The 14,629-nt window shown below is 43.0% G+C and carries 14 protein-coding genes and 1 pseudogene; 8 read left to right on the forward strand and 7 right to left on the reverse strand.

The window, feature by feature from the left end; genetic code table 11:
- Positions 1-3 precede the first annotated feature (3 nt).
- Positions 4-459, forward strand: a complete 456-nt coding sequence (locus AB4209_RS10285) for an Lrp/AsnC family transcriptional regulator (protein ID WP_017059083.1) — start codon at positions 4-6, stop codon at positions 457-459.
- Positions 460-470: 11 nt separating this feature from the next.
- Here AB4209_RS10285 and AB4209_RS10290 read toward each other — a convergent pair whose 3' ends face one another.
- On the reverse strand, positions 471-1,097 hold the full coding sequence (locus tag AB4209_RS10290; RefSeq protein ID WP_372055761.1) for a type II secretion system protein: 627 nt from the start codon (positions 1,095-1,097) through the stop codon (positions 471-473).
- Between the two features lie 406 nt (positions 1,098-1,503).
- On the opposite strand from AB4209_RS10290, the gene AB4209_RS10295 reads away from it, so the two are divergent.
- From AB4209_RS10295 to AB4209_RS10305, 3 genes are all read left to right on the forward strand, one after another.
- Complete coding sequence (locus AB4209_RS10295; RefSeq protein WP_102394668.1) at positions 1,504-2,412, forward strand: dienelactone hydrolase family protein; 909 nt, start codon at positions 1,504-1,506, stop codon at positions 2,410-2,412.
- 331 nt (positions 2,413-2,743) lie between these two features.
- The gene (locus AB4209_RS10300) at positions 2,744-3,547 is read left to right on the forward strand and encodes a MetQ/NlpA family ABC transporter substrate-binding protein (protein WP_017059075.1); all 804 of its coding nucleotides are present in this window, start codon (positions 2,744-2,746) and stop codon (positions 3,545-3,547) included.
- A 197-nt stretch (positions 3,548-3,744) separates the two neighbouring features.
- Complete coding sequence (locus AB4209_RS10305) at positions 3,745-4,425, forward strand: haloacid dehalogenase type II (RefSeq protein ID WP_372055763.1); 681 nt, start codon at positions 3,745-3,747, stop codon at positions 4,423-4,425.
- 184 nt (positions 4,426-4,609) lie between these two features.
- Here AB4209_RS10305 and AB4209_RS10310 read toward each other — a convergent pair whose 3' ends face one another.
- The 3 genes from AB4209_RS10310 to AB4209_RS10320 form a co-directional block, all read right to left on the reverse strand.
- Positions 4,610-4,978 (reverse strand): hypothetical protein, encoded by a 369-nt coding sequence (locus tag AB4209_RS10310; RefSeq protein WP_372055765.1) that lies wholly within the window; start codon positions 4,976-4,978, stop codon positions 4,610-4,612.
- A 15-nt stretch (positions 4,979-4,993) separates the two neighbouring features.
- Complete coding sequence (locus AB4209_RS10315) at positions 4,994-5,866, reverse strand: patatin-like phospholipase family protein (protein WP_372055829.1); 873 nt, start codon at positions 5,864-5,866, stop codon at positions 4,994-4,996.
- A gap of 83 nt (positions 5,867-5,949) precedes the next feature.
- Positions 5,950-6,288, reverse strand: coding sequence for a hypothetical protein (locus AB4209_RS10320; protein ID WP_017059071.1), 339 nt, complete (start codon positions 6,286-6,288; stop codon positions 5,950-5,952).
- Positions 6,289-6,605: 317 nt separating this feature from the next.
- Between AB4209_RS10320 and AB4209_RS10325 the strand changes: the two genes are divergently transcribed.
- The gene (locus AB4209_RS10325; RefSeq protein ID WP_017059070.1) at positions 6,606-8,114 is read left to right on the forward strand and encodes a DUF3360 domain-containing protein; all 1,509 of its coding nucleotides are present in this window, start codon (positions 6,606-6,608) and stop codon (positions 8,112-8,114) included.
- 60 nt (positions 8,115-8,174) lie between these two features.
- Complete coding sequence (locus AB4209_RS10330) at positions 8,175-8,738, forward strand: phosphohydrolase (protein ID WP_372055767.1); 564 nt, start codon at positions 8,175-8,177, stop codon at positions 8,736-8,738.
- 202 nt (positions 8,739-8,940) lie between these two features.
- On the opposite strand, the gene AB4209_RS10335 is transcribed toward AB4209_RS10330, so the two are convergent.
- Both AB4209_RS10335 and AB4209_RS10340 read right to left on the reverse strand, forming a co-directional pair.
- Positions 8,941-9,867: a hypothetical protein gene (locus AB4209_RS10335; RefSeq protein ID WP_372055769.1), complete on the reverse strand. Its 927-nt coding sequence runs from the start codon at positions 9,865-9,867 to the stop codon at positions 8,941-8,943.
- A gap of 564 nt (positions 9,868-10,431) precedes the next feature.
- A pseudogene (locus AB4209_RS10340) lies at positions 10,432-10,518 on the reverse strand (alpha/beta fold hydrolase); the annotation flags it as partial.
- A 165-nt stretch (positions 10,519-10,683) separates the two neighbouring features.
- Between AB4209_RS10340 and AB4209_RS10345 the strand changes: the two are divergent.
- Positions 10,684-11,637 carry a hypothetical protein gene (locus tag AB4209_RS10345; RefSeq protein WP_372055771.1) on the forward strand — a complete coding sequence of 318 codons (954 nt, stop codon included), beginning with the start codon at positions 10,684-10,686 and terminating at the stop codon, positions 11,635-11,637.
- An 86-nt stretch (positions 11,638-11,723) separates the two neighbouring features.
- On the opposite strand, the gene AB4209_RS10350 is transcribed toward AB4209_RS10345, so the two are convergent.
- Complete coding sequence (locus tag AB4209_RS10350; protein WP_372055773.1) at positions 11,724-12,596, reverse strand: alpha/beta fold hydrolase; 873 nt, start codon at positions 12,594-12,596, stop codon at positions 11,724-11,726.
- A gap of 380 nt (positions 12,597-12,976) precedes the next feature.
- Between AB4209_RS10350 and AB4209_RS10355 the strand changes: the two genes are divergently transcribed.
- Complete coding sequence (locus tag AB4209_RS10355; protein ID WP_372055775.1) at positions 12,977-14,413, forward strand: P-loop ATPase, Sll1717 family; 1,437 nt, start codon at positions 12,977-12,979, stop codon at positions 14,411-14,413.
- The last annotated feature ends 216 nt before the right edge of the window (positions 14,414-14,629 follow it).

Genomic DNA, 14,629 nt, shown 5'->3' on the forward strand with positions numbered 1-14,629 from the left:
CCAATGGACGAGATCGACAAGAAAATACTGGCTGAACTGCAAAACAACGCTCGGCTGTCTAATCAAGAGTTGGCCGATCGAGTAGCACTGTCGCCCTCTCCTTGCTTACGCCGAGTTCGAGCATTAGAGAAACAAGGGATAATTCGTGGTTACCACGCCAGTGTCGACCAAGAAGCGTGTGGCCTGCCAGTCAATGTGTTTGTGTTGGTGAAACTTGAAAAGCCGACAGAAGAGAACATGCGAGACTTTGAGCAGCACATTGAAGTGATTGACGAGGTGTTAGAGTGTTTTCTGATGACGGGCAATCACGACTACCTATTGCATGTAGTCAGTGAATCGCTAAAAAGCTACGAGCAGTTCATCCGTAAACAACTAACTCGCCTGCCTAATATTGCTTCTATAGAATCGAGCTTCGCCTTCGGTCAGGTAAAAACTAAGACCAAGTTGCCAGTGAGGTAATTAGAAACGACTTAATTTGTCTGTGCTGAAGGCATTGGATAATCATCTCCAATCATACAGATAAGAGCGCCACCAATAGCTTTTTCGTAACGTATTTTTCCTGTCGCATCTGAGCTTTCTATACTCGAACTGCCGTCCACAATCTGATTAATTTCTTGTGCGACTTTTGTTGGTACCAACCAGATACAAGCTGCAACAGAGCAAGTGGATGATGACGATTCGCAACCTGTCTCGGAGCTTCCTCTTATCCAAAGACTATCCTTTTCCTTAAGCAGTAATTGCGTTGCTATGTAATCTGGGTGGTCGATGTACTGATCGCCACCTATCCATGTATCGCCATAAGGTAGATATGGTCCTCGCCATGTTGATAAGCCCGGATTTTCAATTAAGTGATTGATGTTTAAGTAGCCGAAGTTCGTGTCGGTATCGGAAGTAATTGGAGGTAAAGAGCCATTGTCATGAGAATATTGCTCCGCTGCATCCAAGACAGTATTCAGTTGCCCGATCAAAAATGTTGCCTCATCGACACGGGAAATACGGTTCCCGAACTGGTTGTAGATAAAAAAAGCGGCAATGAGCATGAGTAAACTAAACGTTACAAGTTTCCATTTTTTTATCTGACGCAGAAGTTTCAACATCTATTTTATCTCTCATCAAGAAGGTTCTGATAACGCTAAGGTCGTCCCTATGAGAAAGATTATACCAGAGTAAAATCAAGCGGTTTGTATTGAAACATTCTGCCCTATTGACCGTAAATATGCCTAGCTCTTAAAGGTCAATTTAGAACTAGACCCTCCCCAAAAACAAATAATAATCACCACCCTATTTCACTGACTTAACCACTTACATCAACCTTGTATTGAATTGCTCCGTAAAACAAACCAAAGCGATGGAAATCGATTCGAAGTGATCGTTTTATCGGACTGTCATCTAATTTTTGTACTTTGATAGAACAAATAGCCCAAAATTATTGAGCGATCGTTCAATTATATTAAATTTTCCACTATAGTTGATTGGTCAAACAACTCACAACAAGGAAAAGTTATGAATCCAAATACCGAATCTCAATCAGCCCCAACTCGATCTATCCCTCAAGAAGCATTTGATTGGTACGACGAATATGCACACGGCCTGATTGATCGCAGAGAGTTTATGACTCGTCTATCTGGGCTAGCTGTACTTGGCTTAACCATGACGACGCTAACTTCTGCACTGATTCCTAATTATGCGCAGGCAGAGCAAGTCTCTTTCAATGACCCTTCCATCAAAGCAACCTACGAGAAGTTTCCTTCACCTAAAGGACACGGCGAAGGCTATGGTTACTTGGTTGTACCCAAAGAGTTAGAGGGCAATGCGCCTGTTGTATTGGTCATTCATGAAAATAGAGGCCTCAATCCATACATAAAGGATGTGGCAAGACGACTCGCAGCGGCGGGGTTTATTGCGTTTGCACCTGATGCACTCTATTCGCTTGGCGGGTATCCAGGTAATGATGATGAAGGTCGAACGATGCAGAAGTCGCTATCAAAAGAGAAAATCGAAGAAGACTTTATCGCAGCGGCAAACTTCTTGAAGTCCCATGAAAAAAGTAACGGTAAGCTAGGCGCAGTCGGTTTCTGCTTCGGTGGCTATATCGTGAATATGTTGGCCGCTGTCATGCCAGAGCAACTCGATGCAGGCGTTCCATTTTATGGTACTCCTGCCGCACCAGATTTAAGAAAAAATGTAAAAGGCCCCTTGCTCATCCAATTTGCGGGAATCGATAAACGCGTGAATGCGACTTGGCCAGATTATGAAGCCGAACTCAAAGAGAACGAAGCAGACTACACAGCTTACATCTATGACGGCGTGAACCATGGCTTCCATAACGATTCAACTGGCCGCTATGCTGAAGAAGAAGCAGAGTTAGCTTGGAAACGTACACTTGAGTTCTTTAACCAAAAGCTTTCTTAATAGTTAGCTTTACTGAACCCGTTTTCTTTAGATTCCGAGTGACTGCCCTATTCCCTACAAAACCCAAAAGGCCTCGCACTCGCGAGGCCTTTGTTGGTCGGTAATCAGTTCCTCCCTTTTCCCATTACCAACAATAGGTTTGAGATGTAAACCAAGGGGGTTAGAAGGGGATTGTCGGTCGAGTCTCACGTACAGAAGCCTCGTTGATTCACTGACTTAACCGCTCATCAATGTAACTTCGCTTCAAACAAACCTATTGACCCGATCGCGCAAATAGATAATATAGATAGCTAGACGTCTACATGTCTTTTATTTATTAAATGGAGTTATCATGAACAGCTACAAAAAAATCACAGCATCCCTGTTGGCATTAGCTTTCGTATTCGGTGTAACAGGATGTGGAAAAAAAGACGAGGCTGTCATCAAGATTGGGGCGACAGTTGGCCCACATGCACAAGTTGTACAAGCTGTTGCCAAAGAAGCAGCAAAGCAAGGGATAAACATTGAACTCGTCGAGTTCTCAGACTATATCACCCCTAACGCAGCATTAGATGATGGAAGTATCCAACTGAACAGTTACCAGCATCAGCCATTCCTCGATAACTTTAATGCCAATCACGATAGCCAGTTAGTTTCTATCGGACGTTCAATTTTGATGCGTATGGGCGTTTACTCGAACAAGTACACTTCGCTTGATTCTATTCCCGAAAACGCTCGAATCGCGATTCCAAACGATCCAACGAATGGCGGGCGTGGACTATTACTGCTTGAAGATGCAGGGCTGATCTCATTAAAAGACAACGCTGGTTTCAACGCGTCTTTAAACGATATTGTTAGCAACCCGAAGAACATTCGATTTGTTGAAGTGGATGCCGCGCAGCTACCCCGCTCTCTTGACGATGTAGATGCTGCTGCAATCACCATGAACTATGTAATGTCGGCTGGACTCGACCCTAAGAAACAAGGCATTTACTTAGAGAAAAAAGACGCACCTTTAGCAGTGATGGTTGTTGCGGCGCGAGAAGAAGACAAAAATAATGAAACGTATAAAAAGATTATCTCAATTTACCACTCACAAGAGATCAATGACTTTTTAGACAGCACTTTCAAAGGCACCATCGAAGCCGCAAATTAAGCTAAATCGTTTCAGATTTGGCGTTGCATGATACTCATAAAGCAACGCCAGATTTGAGTTGGCGGGTTGTCGTTGACGCATTCCAGCTTCTTTTCAAATTAGAGAGCAAAGCTTTAGTTACTTGAATGGAGGTTGAAAACCATATCGTCAGAGCAGATTATGTAAGCATAAAATTCAATTAAATCTGGGGGCTTTGCATGAAAAAAGAAGTGATACTTTTTGATATAAACGAAACGGTTTTAAATTTGGAGTCATTACAGCCTAAATTTAAAGCGGTGTTTGGAAAAGAGGATGCATTATCACTTTGGTTTTCAAAGCTTTTACACTCTTCAACGGTTTGCATCGCAACAAACGTAAAATCTACTTTTTCTGAATTAGCGAATGCAGCGCTCAACGCTATTGCACAACGGTACAAGTGTGATTTAACGGCGGAAAGCAAAGGTGCCTTGTTAACTTCTTTTGCCAATCTACCACCGCACACAGATATCAAAGCGTCTTTGCTCAAATTGCGCGAGAACGGGTTTAAAACCGTCGCTTTTTCCAACTCATCCCTCGATCTCATCACTTCTCAAATCAAGAACTCAGGCTTAGAAGGTTATTTCGACACCGTCATTTCCGTTGAAGAAACAGGCAGTTTCAAACCCAATTCAGATGTGTATAACTTTGCAGCCGAAACTTTAAAAGAGCCTGTCGAAAACCTTCGTCTTGTCGCTACTCATGATTGGGACACTCATGGTGCGCTATCCGCTGGCTTACAAGCAGCCTATATAGACCGAACAGGAGTTGAGTATCATTCCTTGTATTTGAAACCGGAGATTAGCTCAAGGACGATGAATGGTGTGGTGGAACAAATAATTAAGCACAATTTAGACAAGTAAAATCTCAAGAGACTTTTCTACTCCTGATTCGATACAACCACCCTGTAGTGGTCAACAAATTCCGGACACTGACTTAACCGCTTTGATCAACCTTGTGTTGAACTGCTCTGGTTATAGAGACGCTGTCGGTTACCTAAAAACTGCAGTTACCTAGCAACAAATATAAGCTAGCAACAAATATAAGCTAGAAACTACTGTAAGAATGAGGAACGCGTTTGTCTTCATCCCAGCCTAATAGCTCAATATTGATCAATGACTTGCGCTGCTCATTACACAGTGAAGCGATATTGATGATAGGCAGTTGGCTACGAAACTGCGCTGTAAGGATGACCTTTTTACTTTCGTTAAGGCTGCTTCTGCATTGCGACAAAATCGCTTCAGTATCTAGTTGGTGTGCGTTCTCGATAATTTGGATATCAGCATTCTCTTGATAGCAATCTATCAACCAAGATACAGCAGGCTCTTCTATGCTGGTGAGCACGATGACATCTTTTGTTGTGACCAATTCTTTGAGTTCAGATAATTTGAGTTCAGTTTCCATAGTTACCCTCATTCAGCAGCAAATACATTAAAGTCGATTGCCCAGTTTAGCCTGTGCTAAGTGGTAGCCTCTGTCGATCATCTCTTGTGAGCGATCAAACTCTAGGGTGCCACAAGCATTGCGTGGGATCTCAAGCGTGATATCGGCGGGGTAAGCGGCCAACTTTTGGCGAGCAATGGTCGATTGCATCGCATCAAATGCTTGGTTGGCAATATCGTAAAAAGCAAAGTTGAAGCTCATTTTGCTTTTTACACTGCTACCGAGATTATCGATAAAGTGAACAACCTTCTCATGCAGATTGCTCTCTTTTGTAGGTAGGGAAACCGGTATCGTTTCCTGTTGAAGCATCTCAGGTTCACCACCTAAGTTCACAGCCAGCGTAAAGTCTGTCTTATCACTAAAGGTAGGCGCAATCGGTACGGGATTGAGCACTCCTCCATCAATCAGCACTTCACCATTAATGACATGTGGAGTGAAGAACAGTGGCAAAGAGATGGAGGCGCGAATGGCGTCAAACAGAGAACCTGATTGCAGCCAAACCTCTTTTTCATCGGCGACGTTAGCGGCAACTGCGGTATAAGGGATGGGCAGATCTTCAATTGAAATCTCGCCGATCAGTCCACGCAGAGTGTCGATGATCTTGTCCCCTTTGAACATACCACTCGACTGCCATGAAAAGTCCAACAACATCGCCATATCACCTTGATCGATACTGGTGACCCACTCTTCAAATTCATCCAACTTGCCCGCAGCGTAGACACCACCGATAAGTGCGCCAATTGAACAGCCAGAAATGGATTTTATCTGATAGCCATGCTCAATTAACCAGCGGATGACTCCAACGTGAACCAAGCCTCTTGCGCCACCACTGCCAAGTACCAATGAGATCGTTTTTGCCATCATATTAATCCTTTAGTTTTAAATTCTAGGTGGGCTAACTCGCCGATTTACCAATTCGCCGATCTCAACTCACTGAATCACTCTCAGTCCATACGGGTAATGAAGGTTTGCTCGTCATCGACAAAAGCCACGTAGTCGCCGTGATAGATAAAAACCCGACCACGCCCTTCAACGATACACGCAAGCTGTGGGTTCAAATCTTCTTCAATATCTCTACTTTGAAAAGTGCCGGTATCGGTGATCACACCGCGGAGTTTAGGCAAAAATCCATAACTGCGTTTGGCTTGATCAATCAGGCTCAACTCGCTGGCGGTAGAAAAGCAAGCTGGGATTGGGCCTGCATCTTCGATAAACATAGTTTTCAGTTCTTCAAAGGCTGTAATTACCAGCCAGTCGATGCCATTTACGTGATGGATAAACATTGTTTATAAATACCTAGTTTCTCGATAACTCTAATGCGGAGATTCTATCACTATCAAGTGCAGAACGTGGGAGAAATTAAGGGACTACAAATAACCAGACACATACTATCTACAGGGTCTAATACTAGTCGTCCGACTCTACGACTAATGTCTAACCGACTGAGTCTATTTGTTTTTTTTGGTTTGGTATAAGGTACTAACAACTAAATGTTAATGAGTTTTTAATTACAAGTTGACGCATTGTTTGCGCTTCATACCGTGAGTCAACAACGTTTGTTGGAATAACACACCTAAGAGTGTGAACGAAAGGAATCAAAATGAGCACTACTTTAGAGTCCGCACATATACAAACAGAGAAGCCTCAAGCCAATGAGGATGAACTCACCTATGAACAACAACATAAACCAAGCTCAGAGTTTGAATCCCGAGAACAGTATCTAGAACACGAATTGCAAATCATGTCGCCTAAGCGCTGGCGTCCAAATTTGCCGTTTAAAGATTATCGATTTGAGATAGAAGACACCATCCCAGCGATGGCGGCGACCATTGGTAAAGTGGTTATGGTGGGCGCGATTGCAGCCACCTTTGCTGGGGCTCTCGGATTAAATGAAGACTTCATTCTAGAAAACGTTCGTTATGAACTGCTCATCGCCTCTGTTTTCATTATTATTTTCTCTGGCTTTTTATTGCCGACTGCAAACCTCGCAGGGACCCACGGCCCACTTATCCCTTTGATTCCGATTGTGGTTGCAGCAGGTGGACACCCGATGGCGTTTGGCCTGTTGATTGGCGCTTTTGGCCTCATCTTAGCCATCAGTAAAGGTGGCAGCATGTTGGCCAACCTCACCAGTAAAGGCGTGTGTGGCGGCTTATTGCTCTACCTCGGCTTTGTTGGAACCGCCTCTCAAGTGAAAAAGCTTTTCGCTTGGGCTGAAGGAATCGGTATGAGCCACATCGCGTTTGTGGTGATCTTTTGCACCATTATCTTGTACGCGCTACTGGAACACTTCCGCAAACGTTGGTTAGCAGTACCTCTTAGCTGCTTGTTGGGTGGTACGATTGCATTTGCCATGGGCGCCCCATTTGCTTTCCACACTGAGCCAGGCTTGCCTAACATGAACCCTATGTATTGGTGGGGAGAAGATACAGGTTGGATGCTAGGCCTACCGACGATTGAACACTTCATGGTGGTATTGCCGTTTGCGATTCTAGCCGTAGCGATGTGGTCACCGGATTTCTTAGGGCATCAAGTATTCCAAAAGATCAGCTACCCAGAGCGTACCGAAAAAGTACACATGAACATCGACGACACCATGACCACGGCATCAATTCGTCAAACGTTCGGTTCTCTGCTTGGCGGTACTAACTTTACATCTTCATGGGGTACTTACATCGTACCAGCGGCGATAGCTAAACGCCCTATTCCTGCTGGCGCGCTGCTCACAGCTCTGTTCTGTATCATCGCCGCTGTTTGGGGTTACCCGATGGATCTAGCTATCTGGCAACCTGTACTGTGTGTGGCGCTGATTGTTGGGGTATTTGTGCCATTGCTAGAAGCTGGAATGGAAATGACGCGTGAAGGAAAAACCACACAGTCGGCAGCGATTGTTGTATTTTCTTCAGCGCTCGTTAACCCTGCATTTGGTTGGGCTCTCACCATGCTGTTGGACAACTTAGGCTTAGTCGGTTGTAAAGAACGTAGTAGTGAACTGAGTAAAATGAGCCGTTGGGTGTTGCCTGGAACTATGTTTATTGTGCTTAGTGGTGTAATGGCGTTGGTTGGTCTTCTACCGGGCATACCAGCGATTATCCCGAGTTTTCGTTAATATCGATTTTTGGTCTAAACTCCTCAATGAACAACAGGATGATTTAATAAGGAAATAATCATGGGCAGTAAGATTCAAATAAAGCTAGAGAGACCACGGGTAGAGTTACTACTTGAGCGTTATAAAGAGCTGATTGGGGAAGATTATCTTGGCTATCGTAATCATGTTTATAGAACAATCACTTATGCAATGCACTTTCTAGATTATGATAAACAATTTGAAAAGTTAGTCGAAACCGCATTTGTCTATCATGATATTGGCCTGTGGACTGACCATGAACTCGCTTACCTTGAGCCATCAGAAGCAGTGGCATTAAATGACAATGAAAAGGAAAATTGGGGATTAGACCCTGATGCTCTAAAAGGCGCTATTCACTGGCATCACAAAATCACACCGTATAAAGGTCCACATGAAAAAGTTATAGAAGCTTGTCGAAAAGCGGACTGGATTGATGCATCAAAAGGAATGGTTAAAAAAGGGCTCCCTAAGTCCATGATTGCAGAAGTAGAACAAGCTTTCCCAAATCATGGATTTCATGACACTTTATTAAGATTAGCGAAAGACTACGGTGGTTCTACTTTAATTGGTGGCATTAAAGTGACTCGTGGCATCGTAAAGCTGTAATTTCGTAGTAATGGATAGGTTAGACTTCGTTATTTTTTTCTGAACCATGAGTACATTTAACCTCGCCATTTTTGTCCAATTCTGTGTTCACACCCCTACTTTTAATTCCCCCACAAACAACTAAGGCCTCGCACACGCGAGGCCTTGTTTTATCTTCGTTCCAACGAACAAGCAGAGAAGCAATTTACGATGGTAAACCAAATCAACTCGAGAGCCATTCGTCCAGTACTGTGATGAATTTAGGGTTAATGAGATAACCGATGGAAGCATGTGGATTGCTTTTCCCGTTGCGAATATTGAGGTTATAAATCGGGTGGATATCTTTCATTCCACCGGGTATTAGATCCAGTTTGAGCATATCCTTGAAGTCATTTTTAATTTTGCTGTCATGAGAGATAAAATCATCTTCTGCCGATATGTTTATCCATTGCTGAATGTTTAACGGGTACTTCTTCTCATCTTTCAAACGACTCCCTTTTAGCCTATCTTTTACGTTTTCATCGCCTAACGGTGACCCGAGCGTTAGCAATAAGTTGACCTTCTTATCCGCACCATAGTCATGCCTATACTCTCCGTAATGAGACAACTTCCACAGCACGTCATAACTGATCATCGACCCAAGACTGTGCGATACAATCATCACGTCATCCTGGTTATCAAGCGCTTCCTTCAGCTCAACCATTAGCCTATGCCTGACATCGCTACCGAAATAGGTATCTTCATACCAATAATGCGCCATGTCCGGTGCGACCTTGGTTATGAGTGTCTCAGCCACACCCAGCTTTCCAAATAGTGACGAAAAAGTATCTGCTAACGCCTCTTTCAGAAAACCAATTTTAGATACCTTGTTATACGTTGTTTTATTGAACTGGCTTGTCTTGTACTTTTTGAGTTCAGACAACGCTTGCTGACGACTTGCAGGGTCTTCCGTTGGTTTGTCTAACAATGTATTTGATAGCTCACCGTAATAGACAAACCGTTTATCGACATCTTTAAAAGCTTGTAATGAACTTGAGTATCCACAATCTCGCTGCAAGCCATGTTCTATAGCCTCGTACCAGAGTGCTTGAAGGGGAGCTTTATCGGGCTTTTGAGCGCGACCATGAATGAATATTATTTTCTTAGCCATAGCAGGACGTCCTAAACACATAGTTAAAATTATTGTCAGTAGAAAGCACCACTAGATTCGGTCAGCCCTTACCAATAACAGCGGTGCTGATTACGTATCTAGGGGTGGTTGGTAGAGCATTTATATAACTATGAGGCCGTCGTTTAAGGACCATAAATGAGTGAACGATGCGATCATTGCTCGCACATTGAAATGAATGTAGCTAGCAAAACCTCCGACCAACAAAAAGGCCTCACACACGCGAGGCCTTAATTTTATCTATCAACGATTACCACTGTCCTTTAACAACTACCCTACTTCACTGACTTCACCGCTTTCATCAACGTTGTGGAATGGTTCTAGTAAGCCAAAGCCTCCCCCTCTAGCTCCCCCTCGAATGGAGTGACCCGATCTCTTGAGACACAAGAATGAGGGGGAGAACATTCTTTGTCGCTGAACATATGCCAGCACATATAGCGATCGGTATTTAGTTCCTCCCCTTTCCCATTACCAACAAGAGATTGGAGATGTAAACCAAGGGGAGGTTAGGAGGGGATTATCAGCCTATTCTCACGTGCAACAGCCCTACTTCACTGACTTAACCGCTTTCATCAACGTTGCGTTGAACTGCTTTGGTTGCTCAAGCATTGGGAAGTGGCCTGAGTCTTCAATTGTATTCGCTTTAGACCTTGCTCAATTTTCAATAACAACGTGCCAAGTCACATTTATACCTCTTGCTAAGTATCTATTTTCAATAGAATTATTTAATATTCAATAACTAAACAAATGGTTAATACCAAACAATTACATTATTTATATAGTTAGTGGTTCTAGAAAATGAATAAAACGATACTCGCAGCATCAGTGGCTGCATTATTACTCACTGGTTGTACGGTGAGACACGATAGAGAAGCCATGGTGGACAACACCAAACAGGCATCAGAACTCGATATCTATCAGAATGACAATTACGAGCAATACAGCCAAGCAATGCAAATCATGTATGTTTACACAGAGCGTGAGCCGACTAAGCTAGGTAATGCCGATGTTCTGGCGAAAGATTACTACGATAAAGTAGCAATCAAAAACACGGTCAGTACCACCGCAACCGCAGCCATGTTAATTGGCAACCTGGCATCAAACCTCGATATAGCGACGTTCTTTTTGGGCACGCAAACAGCAGACAAACTTCCTTACGCCTTCAAACGTCAGCACAATATTGCTATCGAGCCTATTGGCGATGATGTCACTTACGACTCAATCTATCGCGAAGACTTAGATCGCTTAAAACAAATGATGAAGCAAAAATATCCGAATGCGGAAATTTTTGAGTTTGAGCAAGATTTTCTCAATGTTAGAAATACAAGTGTCAGCGCAATGGATATTACCAAACCAGAATGTGCCGAGTTTAGACAATCTGCCGAATTTACGCCTGATACCACTTTTGTTGAAGATGAATTAGACCACTGCTTTCTTTCGAAACGTAGGCCAGACTACTTCAAGAAAATTGTAGAAGGTGAGATTGATTTCATTGAGGGTGTACCACAAGCAAATCGTTACCTAGTGTATTCTGTTTCTGACGAAATGATGGCAACCAGCGAAAACCAACGCTACTTCTACCGCTATGTTCCTTACTTCGGTTGGATGGACTCAGCTAAACAAGAAACATACCAAGCTAACCCTGAAAAATTCAAGGCTGATGTAGAGGCAATGAATACATCGCCTTACCCATATCTTTATCGCTACTCGGATAACAAGGTATTACTCTTTAAGACAGATGCGACCATATAACCTTTTCAGGTTGAGGTACCCCAAGAAACAAAAAGGCCTCGCACACGCGAGGCCTTAGTTTTATCTATAGAATGATTACAACCGCACTACTTCACTGACTTAATCGCTTTCATCAACGTTGCGTTGAACTGCTGTGGTTGTTCTAGCATTGGGAAGTGGCCTGAGTCTTCAATGTAGTAAATGGTGTAATCCTTAATGTGTTTCTTGTTCACTTCTGAATCCGTTGGCCATAGGCGAGCGTTAACCAATATTACTGGCACATTCACGCTCTCATACACGCGGTGGGCTTCGCCTGTTACGTATTGGCCTAGATAATGGCGGAACTGGTTTATCGCGATAGCTGGCGGTGCTGATGCCATGTCTTGCGTTACCCAGTAAAGTAAATCCCCGTCTACATCTTTTGGCAGCGAGTCTTTCACGAACGCAGTAATGCCCGCTTGGAAGTCTGCTTCAAAAGGTTTGGTCATTGCATCTAGGTCGCTTTGTGAAACGGCTAGTGCGACGTTTTGCGATGTATCGACACCAATAATGCCCTTCACTCTTTTCGGCATCAATTTAGCGGCTTCCGCAATCACACCACCCGCCATGGAATGGCCGACTAAGATGACGGATTCGAGTTGTTCTTTGTCGATTACGGCTTTTATGTCTTCAGCGAATGCAACCATGGTGTACTCTTTACGGTTGAACAACGAGTTACCGTGGCCTGCTAAGTCCACAGTGATCACTTGGTGCTGCTTTGAAAACTCACTCACTTGGTTTTGCCACAGCCTGCTGTCTAAGCTCCAACCGTGAATGAAGATCAGCGCCGTATCCCCGCTCCCACTGTTGCCATACGCAATTTTCTCACCATCGTGAGATATCGCAATACCGTACTTAACCGTTGAATCATGAGCCATGGCATTCATGCTACCAAGCGTCATGAATACCAAGAGTGTGATGTTTAGAATTAAACGTTTCATAGTGTCTCTCTACTTACTTTGGAGGGAACACAGAAAACGCCCCTCTCAATCAATGTAGTCACTATAAAGTGTGAAGTTGTAGACGGGTCAAGAGAGGTTTTCAATAAAGAACTCTTTTGAGGAGGTGACTTGACCAACTCATTTCTCGACCAAAATCAGTTGGCGAATCGCATATTGAGCCTTGAACTACATATACAAGGTTTCTTATTAGGTCTGCAGGTTTAACCATGCAACATGTTCATTAGTAACATCAAAAGAGGCAACTCTTAGCCTTTGTGTATATTGACGCACATTTTTCAGGATGCAAATGACAAATTGCTTCTTAACTCAATAATTTACAATTAAAATAGAACTTTCCGTACTCGTGCTAGGGTTTAAGTTTGTTAAAAGATATAGATAGCTTCGGTAACGTTGAAGCAGAAGAAGATGCCGTATTAGATTTTTTTGTTTCAATGAGCATAACCGCAAACATTGAAACAGGTAATAGCTTTTTAGTGTTAGGACGTAAAGGATCAGGAAAAACTGCATTATTTCGCTACTTCACTGAAGGTGAGCATGCGACCCGCTCTACAGGCCTAAACTTAAACGGCTATCCTTGGAAGGTTCATGAAACAATAAAGGATGAAGGCGTTGAAGACGTGGAGTCTTATGTTGCATCATGGAAGTATCTTATTGCTGTTGAGTTAGCCAAACTAGTGATAGAGTCAGCCAATCGCCCGCAAATGAATGAAGTAGTAGAGATTAAAAAGTTTCTTTCTGACAACTATGGAACAGACAAGCCAACTATAAAAAACATTTTTGCACTCGACAAGCTTAAGCTTTCAGGTGACTTAGAGCCTCAACTTTTTGGTTGTAAACTTGGTAAAATATCCTTACAGCGAAGTGACAGAATGAGACTTGGTCATGAGTTGAATGCGCTTACTGAGAAAATTTTATCTCACGTAGCGAAGATATCTAAGGCCGCAGATATTAACGCTTTGTCCCTTCATTTTGATGAGCTCGACCGTGGTATTACCGTTCTAAGCGAATCCAGAAAAGAGATGATTATCGGTCTGGTACTTGCTGCGAAAGAGACTAATAAGCTTCTACGTGAATGTATATTGAATATTAAGAGCGTTGTTTATTTACGTACCGACATTTGGGAACAACTTAAGTTTTCAGACAAAAACAAAATCTCCCAAACAAATTCAGACACAATTGAATGGGATGACGATACACTCCTTGGCCTAATGAATAAACGCATTCAAGTTAAATTAGGTCATAAGCACAGTTGGGAGACGATTGATGACGGTAAGCGTATTAAACGACAACCTAAGTGGAAGCACATCATTGACCGTTCTTTCTTAAGACCACGCGATGTTATTTCGTTTATGAACTTACTACTTGAGGTCGTTAAGAAAAGTGATGAGACTACGGTTAATGTCTTTGAAAACCCACAGGTAGTAGACGCTAGACCAAAATATTCACAATATCTAAAGCATGAATTAGATGATGAAATTGCAACGCATTGGGGCGACTGGGAATCTTGCCTGCAAACACTTTCTAAATTGGGTCGAGAGTACTTTACCGCTGATGAATATCAAAAAGCATATAATGAAGTGCAACAAGGAAAGTCGCCCAAATATGATGCGCAAGCATCACTAGAGGAGTTATATAATTTTGGCATCATTGGTTACGAAGCTCGCTCAGGCTATGGTGGCTCAGGTTGGAAAACCAAGTTTGCAAACCCTGAACTGGGGTGGGATGGCAATGCAGTTCGCTTTAAAGTACACCTTGGCCTCAAAGAGTTTATGAAGCTTAAGGAAGACCGCTCTTAGAATTGTACTTTGACAGGCTTTCATTCGACAGTCGCTCTTAAGCAGTGAGGCGTTTTCTTTAACGGGATAGATTTAGGTTGGTCTAAATACCCAAATTTTTCACTATCACTCATCGCGTTAGCTCTATACGACTCACTGCACAATACCTGCGTTAATTATCAAATCGCTAATATTCGATTTTCTAAAACTAATTTTCGCCCAATTCCGATCTAGCAC

Source organism: Vibrio sp. 10N.286.48.C11, from assembly GCF_041469805.1.
Taxonomy (GTDB): domain Bacteria; phylum Pseudomonadota; class Gammaproteobacteria; order Enterobacterales; family Vibrionaceae; genus Vibrio; species Vibrio crassostreae_C.